Genomic DNA, 16,312 nt, shown 5'->3' on the forward strand with positions numbered 1-16,312 from the left:
TATATAATTTATTATTTGATTTTTGTTCCTTAATTTTAGGACAAATTTTATAAATTGTATTGAATAATATATTAATAAGTGTTATAAATTTAAAATAAAATTTAAGTATTTTTCCTATTTTGAAAATAAAAATAACAACTAATTTTAACTAAAACATTAACTAGAGGTGAAAGTAATGATAATAGGTTTAATATCAGATACACATATTTCAAATCGTGCAAGTAAAATTCCTGAAAAAGTATTTGAAACATTTAAAAATGTGGATTTAATTTTACATGCTGGAGATGTAATTGAAGAAAGTGTAATTAAGGAATTAGAAAGTTTAGCACCAGTAATAGCTGTGCAAGGAAATGTTGATATTTTAAATGGTTTAGATTTACCAAAATCAAAAGTTATAACTGCAGGTAAAACAAAAATTGGACTAAACCATGGAGATATTCGCCCAAGAGGAGATACACAACAGTTATATTACTTAGCCAAAGAATTGGATGTAAATATTCTCATAACTGGACATACACATATACCTATGGCAGAAGAAGTAAATGATGTTTTACTTATAAACCCTGGAAGTCCAACTGTTCCACGACTTTCAGATCCTAGTGTGATGATTTTAGAAATAAATGATAATGAAGTAGATTTAGAAGTTATAAAAATAGGTAAACCAGTTTGTTCTAGTTTACAATTTGCACAATCTAAATTAGAAAATAGTAAAAAAATTGATTAAAAGTTTAAGTGGAAGGAAAAAAATGGGAAGTAGATGGCAAGTAGAAAAAAAACATGACCCCTATTATAAAAGAGCTAAAAGTGAAAATTACCGATCTAGAGCATCATATAAATTAAAACAATTAGATAAAAAATATAAAATTATGAAAACTGGTAATACAGTTGTTGATCTTGGTGCTGCACCTGGAGGATGGTCACAAATTGCTCTTGAAAAAGTTGGTGAAGAAGGAATTGTTGTAGGTATTGATTTAAACCATATAAAACCTTTTGAAGAAGAAAATTGTTTCCGTATACGGGGAGATTTCACAAGCCCTGAAATTCAAAATCAGATAATGGACATAATTGATGGGCAAACACAAGTATTAATAAGTGATGCTTCTCCTTCATTATCAGGAATAAGAGATATTGATCATTTAAGAAGTATTGATTTAATTAATACTGTAAGTGATATTGCAGATAATATACTTGCACCTGGTGGGAATATGGTTATGAAAATATTCCAAGGACCTTACTATAAGGAAACTGTTGATAATTTAAAGAAAAAGTTTAAAATTTTAAAGACCACTAAACCTCCTAGCAGTAGGAAGAAAAGTAAAGAAATGTATATTGTAGGTCTTAGATTTAAAAAATAAAATATTATTTTAATTTTTATAAAAATATTAAATTGGTAAATTGATTTAATTTTAAAATTAATTAAAAAAGAGAAATTATTGATTATTCTATAAAAGAACCTTTTCATTTATAGAATAATTATAGATAAATTTAATTTAATAAAAGTGATTCTTATTTTCGTGCAATTGCACATAACCAATCAGTATCTTTGTGAGTAAGTTTATCATTTGATTCTTTAGTGAAAGTTAAAACTTCATTAAAACCAGCTTCAATAAGACTATCACCTAATTCATCTTCAGTGAAAACCTTCATACCCAATAAATTAATATGATCTTCCATAAGTTCTTTATCTTCATTAGATCCACTTGCTTCATTACAAATAAAGATACTTCCACCTTTTTTAAGAACACGTTTAACTTCTTTTAAATCATTAATAAAATCTGGCCAGAAATAAACAGTTTCAAAACCAGTAACAAGATCAAAAGTTTCATCATCATAAGGTAATTCAGATACACTACCTTGATCTATTTCAACTTGACCTTTTTCTATAATATCTTTGTTAAGTTCTTTAGATTTTTCCACACTAACTTCAGAATAATCTAAACCATAAATTTTTCCTTCAGGAGCCATATTAGAAAATCGTTGAACATTAATTCCTCCACCACAACCGATGTCAAGAATAATATCTGAAGATCCAATATCTAAATGAGATACTCCCCATTGAGCTAAACTTTCATGACTTTTATTCATTCTTTCAATCATCTTTTCCCCATATTCTCCTTCTGGTTTTCGGGCATTTTTAATTAATTTTTCATCCATTTTTTGTCAACTCCTTACTATTAATTTTTTTAAAAAAAAAGGAGTAAAAAAACTAAATTAATACTTAGTATTTTTTACTCCTTAAACTATTTTCCACACCAAATATGTAGTAATGTGGATTTAAATGTTTTTATGTATATTTTTTCCTTTTATTGTAAAACTCAATGAGATTACATCATTGGAGGCATTCCGCCCATTTGACTAGGGTCCATACCTGCTGCATCTTGTGGAGATGCTGAAGATGCAATTACATCATCGATTCTTAAAATCATTTCAGCTGCTTCGGAAGCAGATTGAATAGCTTGTTTTTTGACACGTTTTGGTTCAATAACTCCAGCTTCTTTCATATCTGTTACATCACCAGTGAAAACATCTAATCCCATGTATGGGGAAGTTTCATGGGAAGCTCTTAAATCTACTAAGGAATCGATACTGTCTAATCCAGCGTTTTCAGCTAAAGTTTTAGGAACAATTTCTAAACTTTCTGCAAATGCAGTTACAGCTAATTGTTCTCTTCCACTGATAGATTCAGCATAATCTTTTAAGAGTTTGGACATAGCGATTTCTGGTGCTCCTCCTCCAGCAACTACTTCTCCGTCTTCAATGGTAGCTGCTACTACACCTATTGCGTCTTCTACTGCTCTTCCGATTTCGTCAACAACATGTTTGGTACTTCCTCTTACGAGTAAAGTTACTGCTTTAGGTTCTGCACATTCTTCTACGAAGATCATATCTTCTCCAGATACTTTTTGTTCAGTTACTTTTCCTGCTTCACCTAAGTCATCTGCGGATAAGTCATCTAAGTTAGTTACAACGGTTGCACCGGTTGCTCTGGATAATTTTTCAATATCAGATTTTTTAACTCTTCTGACAGCCATGATTCCTTCTTTGGATAAGTAATGTTGTGCTAAATCATCAATACCTTTTTGGCAGAATAATACATTAGCTCCTGCATCGGAGATGTCTTTAACCATGTTTTTGACCATGTTTTCTTCTTGTTCGATGAAAGCTTGCATTTGGTTAGGATCAGTTATTCTGATTTCTGCATCTACTTCAGTTTCTTTTACTTCTAATGCGGAGTTTAATAATGCTATTTTTGCATTTTCTAATTCTGCAGGCATACCTGGGTGTACTCTTTCTTTGTCAATAATGACACCTTGAACGAGTTCAGAATCTTCAACAACTGCTCCATCTTTCTTTTCAATTTTGATGTGATCAGTATCTACTTCTTCACCATCAGCTACTTGTTCTACTGCGGTAACGATGAGTTTTGCTAATGGTTCACGAGCTTTTTCAGTTCCTTTTCCAGTCATTGCAGTCATAGCTACTTTGTTTAACATATCAGTGTCGATTTCTTTAATAGAAATGTCTTCTAAAATTTGTTGTGCTTTTTCTGCTGCTTGTCTGTATCCCATTGCAATGATAGTTGGGTGAATATCCATATCTAATAAGGATTCGGATTTTTTAAGTAATTCTCCTGCTATGATAACTGCAGTAGTGGTTCCATCTCCAACTTCATCTTCTTGTGTTTTAGCTACTTCTACAAGCATTTTAGCTGCAGGATGATCAATATCCATTTCTTTAAGAATGGTTACTCCGTCGTTGGTTACAACGATATCTCCGAGTCCATCTACTAACATTTTATCCATTCCTTTTGGACCTAATGTTGTTCTTACTGTTTCAGCTAAAACTTTTCCAGCTAAAATATTATTTCTTTGAGCATCTTTACCTAATAATCGGTTTGTTCCTTCAGGTAAAATAAAAATTGGTTGTTGTTGTTGTTGTGCCATTAATATTCGCCTCGTATTTTTTTTAATATAATTTCATTGAGTAAATATAATTAAGTAATCTTGTACTTTGAGATTTTTTTATCTTTTTGTAGCAAGATTTTTTTTAAGTTGATTACATAATTAACCTTACACTATTTAATGACTTGTGATAAAATTATTAAATAGTATTTTAAAAATTGTTTGTAATTTTAATTAATTCACAATTTTGGATTATGTAATTAACTATGATTTTTATTTACTTACAATATAACATGGGTTAGAGGTTATATAAATACTTTGTGGTCAGGAGTATAAAAATTTCTAAAGATATATCAACAAATGTATAATAAAATAAAAAAATATTATATAAATGTACAACATAAAATAAAAGTAACAAAAGGTGATTATAATAAAAATAATAGACTTAAGTCATTTGTTAAAGACAAAAATTCCAACATACCCCGAAGATCCCCAACTAGAAATAAAAGACATAAGCCCCCAAGATAACACATACAAAATTTCTCTCTTAAAAACGGGGACACATTCAGGAACACATATAGATGCACCACAACACTACATCAAAAACAGCAAAAACATAAACGAAATAAAACTAGAAAATTTAATAGGGAAAACAACCGTACTTAAAACAAACACCCACAAAAAAGAAATAAAAATAAAACACATCAACAACATGCCAGAAAAATTTGAAAAAATAATAATCCTAAAAACAAATTGGTGGGAAAATTGGGAAAACCCAAACTACTTTAAACAAAACACATACTCATCAAAAGAATTAACAAAATACTTAATAAAAAAAGGAATAAAAGGAATAGCAATAGACAGTCCCAGCATAGATTCCCCAAATAGTGACAAAAATCATAAATTATTATTAAAAAACAATATTTGGATTGTTGAAAACTTAACTAAAACTAACCAACTAAAAAACAACAAGTATCAACATGCTTATTTCATACCCCTAAAAATAGAAACAGAAGCCTCCCCTATAAGAGCATTTATAATAGAATAAAAAAAGAATAGGTTATAAAAAAAATTAAAATTAATTTTTTTCTAATTTAATCCAAGAAATTTCATCATTATTTAACTTTTCACTTTTAAGATAACCTTTTCTTTCAATACTCTTTAAAATATTAGTAATATTACCAAAAGACAAATTATCAAAAGCTACATCATTAACATACTGTTGAATTTCATAAGTAGTCATAGATTTATTAGGTAAAATATTGAAAACCTGAGATTGAATACTAGTTAAATTTTTAACCCTAGGAGCAGTTAATTTAGAATATAAATCTTTAATATTCTCTAATTTACGAACATCATCTTTAGTTTCATTTAACTCTTTACGTAATTTAGCAATCTCATTAACATCAGATCCAGAAGTTTTATCAGAACCAGATAAAATAGTTTGCTTAATTTTTTCTTTATCAAAAACAGGATCACTATTAATATCCTGTAGTAAAGTTTTCACTTCTTGTAAACGTTTAATTTGAGCATCTTTTTCAGATATTTCTTGTTGAACTTTAATATAATCTTCTTTAGGCACAGATTGTTCCTTAAGATTTTTAATACGAATCTCTTTTTCACTTAAATCTAAATCTCTAGAATCAATCTCTCTTTTAAGTGAAAGAATACTATCTTTACTAATTAAATTACTGTTTAAATTAGCAATTTCTTCTTTATATTCGTTAATTTTACTATTTAATGATTTAATTTCAATATTTTTATCATCAATAGTTTCATTAGCTTTATCTAAACGAATCTTAATTTCAGTAAAACGATTATTTTTAAAATCATTTAATTCAAATTCAAGTTTACTACATTTATCTTTTGATAAAATTAAATCTTTAGAAATATTACGAATTTCTTCATCTCGAAGTTTAACAGTACCTTGAGAATCATCTAACTTATTTTTAATTTCAACATAATTAACATTTTTAAAATTATCTAATTCTTTACTAAATTTCAAAACATCATCTTGAGAATTTATAAGTTTCTGATTCAATTCTTTAATTTCTTCTTCTTTATCCGAATTTAAAGAAATTTCTTGTTGTAATTTATCTTTAACTTCTTTTAATTCAATATTTTTAAAATTAGTTAAATCATTTTCAAATGAAGATTTTAAATCCTCAAATCTTTCCTGTGTTTTATTAAGGTCATCTATTTTTAATGATAATTCTTCAATTTTAGAAGTTTTGGATTGAATAATCTGTTTATATTTATTAACTTCAGAAACTAGATTAGTAATCTCATCATTTTTTTCTACAATAATAGATTCTAATTCCGCAGTATCATTAGTTTCTTTAAGGGAATCTTTCTCAGCTTCAATTTGAACAATTTTAAGTTTAAGTTTATTAATCTCCAATAAACTAGATTTAACTAAATTTTGAAGCTTATTAAGCTCATTATCCTCTTTCAATGACATTATATTCAATCCTTAACTTATTTTTTAAATTTAAAGTATTCTTTCATTAATTAACTCTGCATTTAATATAGATGCACCAGCAGCTCCCCGGATAGTATTATGACCAACAAGAACATATTTAAAACTATTAGGGAAAGCTTGATCTTTTCTAACTCTTCCAACAGTTACACCCATACCATTACAAGCATCCCGATCAAGTCTTGGTTGCGGTCTATCAACTTCATCTTTAACAATAACTGGATATTCAGGAGCAGAAGGTAAGCCCAATTCTTGAGGTAAAGCTTGGAAATTAGCCATTTTACTTTTTATATCATCAATATCTTCTTCTTTATCCAATTCAATAAAGACTGCTTCAGTATGTCCATTAATAACAGCAACACGATGACAGGAAGCACTTAAATTGAAAGGAGCATCTTTCACAACACCATTTTCATAATCACCTAACAGGTACAATGATTCACTTTCCATTTTTTCTTCTTCTTGACCAATATAAGGTATAACATTATCTAAAATACCCATTGATGGAACACCATTATATCCTGCACCAGAAAGAGCTTGCATTGTTGAAACATAAATTCTATTAATATTAAAATTATCAACAAGTGGTTTTAAGGTTAATGTTAAAGCAATAGTAGAACAATTAGGATTAGTAACTAAAAAACCATCCCAATCATAAGCTTTTTGTTGATCATCTATCATATCCAAAGTTTCCGGATTAACTTCAGGAATACAAAGCGGAATATGAGGTTTCATACGCATTGCACTTGCATTAGATGCTACTACAAATTCTTTTGCAAAATCTGGATCAATTTTAGCTGCAAAATCTGAAGGTATAGAAGAAAATAAAATTTCAACATTTTTATCAACTTTATCTGGATTAGATTCAACTACTTTTATATCTTTTACAGACTCAGGCATTTCACTATCTAATAACCAAGTAGTTGCATCTTCATATCTTTTTCCTGCAGATTTTTCAGATGCTAATAAAGTTGTTATTTCAAAATCTGGATGTTGATCTAATAATCTTATAAAGTTTTGACCAACCATACCAGTTGCACCAATAATTCCAACATCTACCATTTTTAATACATCCTCTTTTTTATTAATTTATTTTATTATATCCCTAATACATCATTCATTGTACTTACTTTACCAGGTTCAGCAGAGTTAACATATCTTAAAGCTCTAATAACACCAGATATAAATACTTGACGAGTGTGAGCTTGATGTTTAATTTCTAATCTTTCACCATCACCAACATATAATACAGTGTGGTCTCCAACTATGTCTCCACCACGAATAGAATGTAAACCTATTTCTTCAGGAGTTCTTTTACCAACATGGCCTTTTCTTCCATAAACACCAATATCTTCAGGATTTCTTCCTAATTGATTAGAAATTATTTCAAATGCAGTCATAGCTGTTCCAGATGGAGCATCTTGTTTTTGATTATGATGTGCTTCTATAATTTCAATATCAAAATCATTTAAAATAGGGGTTAAATCTTTTAAAACTTTCCAAAATACATTAACACCAATAGAAAAATTAGTGGTGATAACAGATTTAACATTATTCTTTTTAATTTCATCAGCATTATTTTTACTTTGTTCTTCAGTAAACCCAGTAGTACCAACAATTAAATTAACACCACATGCAGCAGTTCTTTTAATAGTTTCAGCTGATGCAGGAGCTATAGTGAAATCTACTAAAACTTCAGCACCTGAAGATTTTAATGTTTCTTCTAAATCTTTTGAATCAGAAATTTCAACACCAATTGGCCCTATACCTGCAAATTCACCTGCATCTTTACCTGCAAGAGGAGTATCAGGCATTTCAATAGCAGCAACAACTTCCATATCTTCTTGTTCATTAATTTTTTTAACAATTCCAGAGCCCATTCTTCCAGCAGCCCCAGTTACAGCAACTTTTATCATAATCTTTACTCCAACATTATTTTTTTTAATATAATTAAATTAAATTAGCATCTTTTAATGCTTTTCTTAAAATTTCCCTATCTTCATCTAATAAAGGAACTAATGGTAATCTTAAATCACCAGAAGGTTTACCCATCATAGTTAACGCTTCTTTCATAGGCACAGGATTACTTTCCACGAACAAAGCTTTCATTAAATCATATAATTCATAATTTAATTCACTAGCTTTAACAAAGTCCCCTTTAAGTGCCGCATTAACCATTTCACTCATACGTTTAGGATCAATATTAGCCACAACACTAATTACTCCTTTAACACCAAGAGACATCATTGGAACTGTTAAACCATCTTCCCCAGATAATATTGAAAAATCATCATCAGTTATTCCTGCATCTTTAAGTAATTTGAATGTTGTTGTAAATTTTTCAAGATCAGAAACAGCTTCTTTTAAACCTACTATATTATCCATTTTAGCTAATTCAACAATAGTTTCAGAAGTTAAATCTGTTCCAGTACGAGAAGGTACATTATAAACAATTATTGGAATTTTAGTATTGTTGTTTAATGTTTCATAATGTTTGATTAAACCATGCATTTGTGGTTTATTATAATATGGAGTTATAACAAGAGCATAATCTGCTCCAGCTTCACCAGCAAATTTAACTAAATCTAAAGATTCAGCAGTGGAATTACTTCCTGCCCCTGCAATAGTGATAACTCTACCTTTAGCTTCATCAATTAAAATTTCAATTAATTTTTTTTGTTCCTCATGAGTTATTGTAGCTGATTCACCAGAAGTTCCTGCAGCTAATAATCCATTAACACCGTTTTCTATTAAAAAATTTATATTTGCACGATATCCCTCTTCATCAATTTGATCATCTGATGTAAAAGGAGTAGCCATTGCAACAAAAGTTCCTTCTAATTTCATTCTAATACCTCTTTAACGTATTCAAAAGCTCTTTTACCATCTTCCCAATCTACAAATATCACAACTGCTGTTTGTGAAGATGAAATTTCTACTATATTAATATTATTTTTTCTTAATGGGTTTGTAATATCAGATATTATGCCTGGAGTTTCTATAAAATCCGGACTTACAACAGTTAACATTGCTATATCTTGACCTAAAGATAATGAACTTAATCTATCACTACCTATTACTAAGGTATGTAATAAGTGGTATGCATTATCTGCATCTTTTTTATTAATAAATGTTGTAACACTGTTTTCACCAGCAGAAATCCCAAATATGTTTATATCATTTTCTGCTAGAACAGATGTTAAATTTGCCAATAATCCTTTTTTGTTGAGCATTTTTTCCCCAACAATTGCAACTACAGATATAGGTTCAGGATATAATGTTGCAGTCTTTAACATATCTCCATTTAATGGCCCAATAATGGCAGTCCCAGAATCTGAAAGATCCCCTTTTTCAAAACTTATTATTTTTGCTTTGATTCTAGGATCTTTATATTGTAATGCAAATGGATGCAATACTTGTGCTCCATGTGTTGCTAAGTCTCTCATTTCTTCTACAGAGATATGGTCTAATTTTTCAGCTTCTTCTATCTTATTAGGATCAGTTGTCATTACACCGTTTACATCAGTTACAATTATCACTTCATTAGCTTCTAATGCATGTCCTAAAAAGAATGCAGTTATATCACTTCCCCCTCTTCCAAGAGTAGTTATTTCATCCCGAGGCCCTTTTCCAAGAAATCCACATACTACTGGAATTATTCCTTGGTCTAATAACTCAGATATTTCTTTAGATTTTTCTTCAGAAGCTGCAAAATTAATTTTTGCTTTTAAAGGATTTGAATCAGTTAAAATTGGCCAAAATCTATTATATGGATCAATAAATTCAGATTTAACACCTAATGATTCTACTACGGAGGAAAAAACTCTTGCACTAGTCATTTCACCCATGGACAATATTTCAGCCATTTGTTTTGGTGTAGGATCATCGCCAATTGAATCTTCTGTAATTGAAATTAAATTATCAGTAGTCTTATTAATAGCTGAAACAACTACAACTACTCTATTTCCTTTCATAAATTCATTAACTACAGATTGAGCGGCTTTTCGAATCCGTTCACCATTTCCTATCGATGTACCACCAAATTTGGCTATTAAAGTTTCCATATTCTATTCACGACCTAAGATTATTGATAATATTGTTATTATAAAGATATTTCATTAATAAAGCACTTTAAAATAGGGATTCATAATCAAATATTTTACCAAAGTGCATATAAACTATTATTCATTTATTATTATAGTCATTTAACATTTATAAATCTAATTAATTAATTAAATTAAATAAAAGAAGATTATAAAAAATAGGATAATCTGAATAGTTCTCAATAAATCCATTAAAAAAAAAGTTTCCAAATATAAATAAAAAAATTTTATGAAAAATTTAAAAATAAAAGTAAAAAAAATAGAATATGTAACAAATTAAATTTAAGCTTGAACAGCTTGTTGTCTAACTAATCTAGTTACATAACCAGCAATTTTATTTCTTAAATGTTTAGTACTTACAGTAGAATATTCTGCAACTAATTTTTTATTTTCATCAAAATCAGTAGTAAATACTCCAGGATGAATTTCTATAAGTTCTTTGGATATACGTTTAACAAAAGTAGTTCTAATATTACCCATTATTTTCCCTCCATAATAATTCTTTTTGTTTATTTTTACTTAACATAGCAAGCATATTCATTATAATAGTAAGAATATCTCCGTCGATATCCTTTTCTTTAGCTAATTTTAAAACTTGATTATGTACTTCATCTTCACGAGATTTATCATAAATTTCCATACCTAAAAATTTTTTAGCTTTTACAACGTCTTTAGCTAAAGCTGTTCTTTCATCAATTAAGTTAACTAAATCATTATCAATTTCATCGATTCTTTTCCTAGATTTTTGAAGAAGTTCATTAGCTTCTTCTTCGTTCATACACAAGTCAGTTTTCTTGCCATTATCCATGAAAATTTCTCCAATAACTATTTGATAATAATTATAATCTATATTTAGTAATATATAAAGGTATTTTTTTAAAATTAAAATTTGAAAAAAATCATTCCAAAAATTTAGTTCCATTATTATTAACAGAAGTTTTAATAATTTCACCTTCTTCTAAAAATGACCAAGCATCATAAACATCATCCACATATTCATCAGTTACAATTGCAACATAAGCAGAACCTGAACCAGACAATCCAGAAGCTAATGCTCCAGCATTTAAAGCTTCAACAGCAATCTGATTATTGAATTTAAGAACAGTTCCATAAATAAGACCATTTAAATTTAATGCATCATAAAAATCTCTTTCACATGCCTTCTGAAAAGCCATACTAACTAAAGGTGAAAATAATTTAATTCTATCTAAATCAACACTACCACTTAAAGAGGGTTTATTTGGCATGTAAATAAGAATATTGTTCTCATCCATGTTCTCATGTAAAATAATTTTACGATTAGTATTATCCGTGATTAAAATCCCACCAAAATAGGAAGCTGTTGCATCATCAAATGATCCTGTAATTGTAACCCCACAATCAATTGATGCATTAATAGCTAAATTAATTATTTCCATATCATTTAATGGTTTTAAATTTAATTCTTCACTTATTAAAGCAGAACTTGCCATGGTTACTGCATTAGATATAGAGCTACTACTAGATAAACCAGAACCTAATGGCACATTAGATTCTGTTTTAATTTTAATTCCCAAATCTAATTCATCCCTATTGATATTATAATAATTTAAAACTTTATCAATACAATGATACATTAATTTAGTATCAGCATTAATATCAGAAATACAAATATTAGGTTTATCAATAATTTCTGCATCAATAATATTGTTTAAACTTATTCCAAAAGCAGATCCAAAACCTGTTGCCATTGCATTAATTATTGTAGCAGAACCTGGAGATTGAACTATTTTTTTCATGAAAATTCCCTTTTATAAATATCTTTTTTAAAAAAAAGTTTAATATAAATATATAATAATTTTTTATTTTTTATAACTAATATATTAATTGTAAAAAATAGATATTATAATTAAATTAATTATAATATAAAAAATAATTTATGATTTTTAAAAAGTGATAGAATATGGATGAAAAATCAAAATACTTTGGATATGGTATTGTAGGTGGAATTACAATTTTATTAATTGTAATCTTAATTGCCACTTTAATACCTATAGGAGTTGATGCTTTAACACCAGATACTATTGCTGTTATTCCAATTCATGGTGAAATTAGTTATGATAATAATTCTAACATTACAGTAACTAATCCAGATACCTTTGAAGCCATGATAAATAAAGCAAATTCTGATCATAAAGTTGCAGCCATAGTTTTAGATATTGATAGTAATGGAGGTAATTTAGTTGCTACTCAAGAAATGTTAGATTGTATTAATCAAACCAACAAACCTATAGTTGCATGGATCGGAGATAGTGGTTCATCTTGTGGTTATTTATTGTCTACAGGTACCGATAAGGTTATTGCTAGTCCTAACTCTGCAATTGGAGATATTGGTTTTACATTATCTAGTGCAGATTTATCCGCGTATTATTCCAAGTTAGGTATTACAGCCGATACCAGTAAAGGAAATATTTTTAATAGTATTTCACCAAGTTATACTAGTTTATCCTCTTCACAAAAGGTTATGATTAAAAATATGTTAAGTAGTGATTCTAATTATTCCGTTTCTACAATTAGTCATAATCGTAATTTGAGCAGTGAAACCGTGCAAAATTATGTGAATGGTAAGGTTTGTAATGGTAATACCGCTTTAAATAAAAATTTAATTGATGGTTTAGGAACTCAAAAAAAGGCTATTCAAATTGCTGCTAATGAAGCTAATTTAACTAAATATGAAGTAATTAAATATGATTCAAGTACAAATTTGAATACTGATTGTTGGGACAATATCAAAAATGCAATTACTAAAAAATATAAATATTAAATTTGTTCATATCAATAAAAACTATTAAATAGTAGAAGAATGATTATTATAATTAACTTTAAAATAAAATTAAAAAAAATCATAAAAAAGGAGAAAAATATAATGACAAAAATAGAAGTATTTACCTCACCTACTTGTCCACACTGCCCAGCAGCAGTTAAAGTAGTTGAAGAAGCAAAAAAACAAATCGAAGGAATAGAAATAGAAGTATTAGATGCTTCAAATGAAGAAAACCGTGAAAAAGCTATGGAATACCAAATATATGCAGTACCAACAATAGTAATTGATGGTAATGTTGAATTCGTTGGTGCTCCTACACTTCAAGAATTACTTACAAAATTACAAAACTAAATAAAAATACCAAATTTCAAATTTTTTTACTATTTTTTTATAAAAAATAGTTGGGACTGTCCCATAATTAATTTTTTCTTTTTTTACTTTTTTGATTTTGTTATTTTTCTTATTTTGTATAAATTTTGATTGATAGAAGTTGTTTTAGTTATTCTATCGTTTAGAAATAGTTAATTATAAATGTGTAAATTGATAAATAGTTTAATAACGACAAAAAACAAAAACCAAATCCACATTACTTTTTTATGTGGTTTGTGGCATTTAAATTTTTTGGTTTTTTCACTGTTTTTTTGTGGTTTTTAAAATTTTTTTTTATACAAAATTGAAAAAAGTACGGATAGGTTTTAATTTATGGTTTGTTGTAGTTTTAAAGCTGATTTGCAGGCTAATTTTATTTTAAATGTTCCTGGATATAATTTAAAGGATGAGGGTTTGGTTTTTACTGTTAAATTTATTGTGAGTAAGTTTAAAGAGGATTTTCCTTCTTTTTTTGAAGATTTTAATATGGGTCGTGGTCGTCCTAAAAAGTATTTGCCTGATGAATTATTGGGTTTGTTTGTTTGGGGTGTTTTTAATAATGTTTTAAGTTGTAGGAAATTAGCTGATTGGTTAGATAATAATGATGAGTCTTGTAATTATATTTTAAATAATAAGAAGCCTAGTAAATCAACTATTTCACGTTTTTTTAAATATAATAAGTTTTTGATTGGTGAATTATTTTATTATACTGTGTTTTTGGGTTTAAAACTTAAATTGATTGATAATAATTGTGTTACGGTTGATGGGACTATTTTAAAGGCAAATGCTAATAATTTTAATTTAATAAAAATTGAGGAAATAAATTTCCTAGAAAAACTGATTAAAAAATATTCAGATAAGAAAAGTAAGAACAGTACATTGGTTATAAATTAAGAAAATACATTCAAAAAGGTAAATCATGCCTAGATTTAAAACCTTTAGTGGATAAAATAGATGAAAATTTGAATAAGAATGGTTTGAAACTTTTAAAAACTTGTTTAATTAGTAAAAGTAGATTAGACTATGTTAAGGGTTTTCTAATTTTTTTAAAAGAAAATTATGATGGTAAGCATACGATTAGTTTCACGGATCCTGAATCACGTTGGATGAAAGATAAAGAGGATAAAATGGGATTAAACTATAATTATCAAGTTGCAGTGGATAGTCACAATGGAATGGTGGTTGCTGAGTATTTAACTCATAGCTCCCAACTTGATCATCATCAGATGCTTAAAATGATGAAAATGGTTGAAGAAAATTTAGGTCAAAGACCAAAATTTTATTTAGCAGATAATGCATATTTAAACAATCAAGCACTAGAACACGCTTTCATTAATGGTTCCATACCATTAATTCCCAGCAGAGTGGAAAGCATGAAACATAAAAAAGGAAATAAAATAAAAAGCTATAGTAAAATTAATTTCATTTATAATGAAAAAGCAGATTGTTATATTTGTCCACAAAACGAAATACTAAATTATCAGCATAATCGAAAGATTAATAATGTGTTTTATCGTGTTTATTCTACCAGTATGTGTAAAAATTTGTAAAATCCCACAATGATTGTACAAAAAGCAGAGTCCGGGAAATAATGGACAGAGAACACCCATTACGGAGTAAATTAAGACAAGATTTCAACTCAAAACTAGGGGAAAGCATGTATCAAAAAAGAGCACCCTTAAGTGAAGGATACTTCGGATCTCTTAAAAAAAATTATAAAATGCAAAAAAGTAGAACGCAAACACCTTAAAAATGCAAAACACGAATTAACACTTAAAGCAATAGCACACAACATACAAAAAATACATAAAAATTTAAACACAACACTCATTTAAAAAAAACATCACATATAAAATAAATAAAAAAAATAACAAACCTAGTTAATCTAATCTACAATTAAATAAATCAACACTTAATAAACAGAAGTTTACTAATTAAAAAAAATGGTTAGGTGCCATTTCAAGTGTAAAATTAACATAAATACACCCAAAAACAGCACATCCCCTCAATTTTTTCTAAAAAAAATTTTCACTTATGGGACAGCCCCATAGTTTAAACTTTTTTTTAACTAATACATTAATTAAATAACTTTTTTCTGAAAAATAATATAAAATAAGCCTTGTTTTAAATTATAAAATATAAAAAATAGCAACTAAGAAAAAAATAAAAAAAGTTAAATATTTAACTTTGAGGAATGCCTGCATAAGCTTCATGAGCTGTTTGCAAATCCTTTTTAGCTTGTTCTAATCTTTGATTAACTTCAGAAGAAGGTTTACCCGTAGATAAAGCACTGTCTACTCCATCTAAACTATTTTTAGAACGAACCAATTCAAGTTGAGCATCTGCAAATTGTTGTTGAAGAGAATCATTACCAGAAGCATAAACAGCTACCTTAGTAGTATTAAACTGACCTTCCAAATCAGAATAATTAGATCTAAGACTTGCTAACTCATCATATTGAGTTCCACTAGATACCCCACCAGTTAAATTACTACTCACTAAGTTAAAACCAATATAAGCAGCTACAACTATTGTAGCAATTATCATTATAACGCCAAGAATAGAGATAAGCATCGATGTTGATTTAAATAAATTTAAACGTGACTTTTTCATAAAAATCTCCTTTATAAGATAAAATATAAAAAAATATTCTACC

The 16,312-nt window shown here is 28.0% G+C and carries 18 protein-coding genes and 1 pseudogene; 8 read left to right on the top strand and 11 right to left on the bottom strand.

Features of this window, described 5'->3' with window-relative positions; genetic code table 11:
* The first annotated feature begins 166 nt into the window (after positions 1 to 166).
* Both BP997_RS05160 and BP997_RS05165 read left to right on the top strand, forming a co-directional pair.
* The gene (locus BP997_RS05160) at positions 167 to 724 is read left to right on the top strand and encodes a metallophosphoesterase (protein WP_409197948.1); all 558 of its coding nucleotides are present in this window, start codon (positions 167 to 169) and stop codon (positions 722 to 724) included.
* 22 nt (positions 725 to 746) lie between these two features.
* Positions 747 to 1,355 carry an RlmE family RNA methyltransferase gene (locus tag BP997_RS05165; RefSeq protein WP_409197949.1) on the top strand — a complete coding sequence of 203 codons (609 nt, stop codon included), beginning with the start codon at positions 747 to 749 and terminating at the stop codon, positions 1,353 to 1,355.
* A gap of 151 nt (positions 1,356 to 1,506) precedes the next feature.
* On the opposite strand, the gene BP997_RS05170 is transcribed toward BP997_RS05165, so the two are convergent.
* Together BP997_RS05170 and thsA are read right to left on the bottom strand one after the other, a co-directional pair.
* Entirely contained in the window at positions 1,507 to 2,154 is a 648-nt protein-coding gene (locus tag BP997_RS05170; protein WP_409197950.1) for a class I SAM-dependent methyltransferase, read from the bottom strand.
* A gap of 170 nt (positions 2,155 to 2,324) precedes the next feature.
* Complete coding sequence (thsA, locus tag BP997_RS05175; RefSeq protein WP_413823672.1) at positions 2,325 to 3,944, bottom strand: thermosome subunit alpha; 1,620 nt, start codon at positions 3,942 to 3,944, stop codon at positions 2,325 to 2,327.
* A gap of 379 nt (positions 3,945 to 4,323) precedes the next feature.
* On the opposite strand from thsA, the gene BP997_RS05180 reads away from it, so the two are divergent.
* Positions 4,324 to 4,950, top strand: a complete 627-nt coding sequence (locus BP997_RS05180; protein WP_409197952.1) for a cyclase family protein — start codon at positions 4,324 to 4,326, stop codon at positions 4,948 to 4,950.
* A gap of 30 nt (positions 4,951 to 4,980) precedes the next feature.
* On the opposite strand, the gene BP997_RS05185 is transcribed toward BP997_RS05180, so the two are convergent.
* The 8 genes from BP997_RS05185 to BP997_RS05220 all read right to left on the bottom strand — a co-directional run bounded on the left by BP997_RS05185 (position 4,981) and on the right by BP997_RS05220 (position 12,262).
* Complete coding sequence (locus BP997_RS05185; RefSeq protein WP_413823674.1) at positions 4,981 to 6,363, bottom strand: hypothetical protein; 1,383 nt, start codon at positions 6,361 to 6,363, stop codon at positions 4,981 to 4,983.
* 30 nt (positions 6,364 to 6,393) lie between these two features.
* On the bottom strand, positions 6,394 to 7,443 hold the full coding sequence (gene asd / locus BP997_RS05190; RefSeq protein WP_409197954.1) for an aspartate-semialdehyde dehydrogenase: 1,050 nt from the start codon (positions 7,441 to 7,443) through the stop codon (positions 6,394 to 6,396).
* Positions 7,444 to 7,478: 35 nt separating this feature from the next.
* Positions 7,479 to 8,297, bottom strand: a complete 819-nt coding sequence (gene dapB / locus BP997_RS05195) for a 4-hydroxy-tetrahydrodipicolinate reductase (RefSeq protein WP_413823676.1) — start codon at positions 8,295 to 8,297, stop codon at positions 7,479 to 7,481.
* Positions 8,298 to 8,331: 34 nt separating this feature from the next.
* Positions 8,332 to 9,228 (bottom strand): 4-hydroxy-tetrahydrodipicolinate synthase, encoded by an 897-nt coding sequence (gene dapA, locus BP997_RS05200; protein ID WP_409197956.1) that lies wholly within the window; start codon positions 9,226 to 9,228, stop codon positions 8,332 to 8,334.
* A complete protein-coding gene (locus tag BP997_RS05205; RefSeq protein ID WP_413823678.1) occupies positions 9,225 to 10,445 on the bottom strand; it encodes an aspartate kinase in 1,221 nt (406 codons plus the stop codon). The genes dapA and BP997_RS05205 overlap by 4 nt, the downstream gene beginning before the upstream one ends.
* Positions 10,446 to 10,766: 321 nt before the next feature.
* Complete coding sequence (locus BP997_RS05210; RefSeq protein ID WP_409197958.1) at positions 10,767 to 10,964, bottom strand: 30S ribosomal protein S17e; 198 nt, start codon at positions 10,962 to 10,964, stop codon at positions 10,767 to 10,769.
* Positions 10,957 to 11,292 (bottom strand): chorismate mutase, encoded by a 336-nt coding sequence (locus tag BP997_RS05215; RefSeq protein ID WP_409197959.1) that lies wholly within the window; start codon positions 11,290 to 11,292, stop codon positions 10,957 to 10,959. Before BP997_RS05215 ends, BP997_RS05210 begins: the two co-directional genes overlap by 8 nt.
* Positions 11,293 to 11,383: 91 nt before the next feature.
* Complete coding sequence (locus tag BP997_RS05220; protein ID WP_413823681.1) at positions 11,384 to 12,262, bottom strand: shikimate kinase; 879 nt, start codon at positions 12,260 to 12,262, stop codon at positions 11,384 to 11,386.
* A gap of 164 nt (positions 12,263 to 12,426) precedes the next feature.
* Here BP997_RS05220 and BP997_RS05225 point away from each other — a divergent pair, with 164 nt between their 5' ends.
* The 5 genes and pseudogenes from BP997_RS05225 to BP997_RS05245 all read left to right on the top strand — a co-directional run.
* Entirely contained in the window at positions 12,427 to 13,287 is an 861-nt protein-coding gene (locus BP997_RS05225; protein ID WP_413823684.1) for a S49 family peptidase, read from the top strand.
* Positions 13,288 to 13,326: 39 nt separating this feature from the next.
* Positions 13,327 to 13,638: an MJ0307 family thioredoxin gene (locus BP997_RS05230; RefSeq protein ID WP_413823687.1), complete on the top strand. Its 312-nt coding sequence runs from the start codon at positions 13,327 to 13,329 to the stop codon at positions 13,636 to 13,638.
* A 351-nt stretch (positions 13,639 to 13,989) separates the two neighbouring features.
* Positions 13,990 to 14,550 (top strand): transposase, encoded by a 561-nt coding sequence (locus BP997_RS05235; protein ID WP_413828975.1) that lies wholly within the window; start codon positions 13,990 to 13,992, stop codon positions 14,548 to 14,550.
* 47 nt (positions 14,551 to 14,597) lie between these two features.
* The gene (locus BP997_RS05240; protein ID WP_413828448.1) at positions 14,598 to 15,206 is read left to right on the top strand and encodes a transposase; all 609 of its coding nucleotides are present in this window, start codon (positions 14,598 to 14,600) and stop codon (positions 15,204 to 15,206) included.
* Between the two features lie 20 nt (positions 15,207 to 15,226).
* A pseudogene (locus tag BP997_RS05245) lies at positions 15,227 to 15,406 on the top strand (hypothetical protein); the annotation flags it as partial.
* A gap of 431 nt (positions 15,407 to 15,837) precedes the next feature.
* Here the strand turns inward: BP997_RS05245 and BP997_RS05250 are convergent.
* Positions 15,838 to 16,269 carry a hypothetical protein gene (locus BP997_RS05250; RefSeq protein WP_409197963.1) on the bottom strand — a complete coding sequence of 144 codons (432 nt, stop codon included), beginning with the start codon at positions 16,267 to 16,269 and terminating at the stop codon, positions 15,838 to 15,840.
* Positions 16,270 to 16,312: the final 43 nt, after the last annotated feature.

This window comes from Methanobrevibacter sp. UBA412, assembly GCA_002495685.1.
GTDB classification, from domain to species: Archaea; Methanobacteriota; Methanobacteria; order Methanobacteriales; family Methanobacteriaceae; genus Methanobrevibacter_A; species Methanobrevibacter_A acididurans.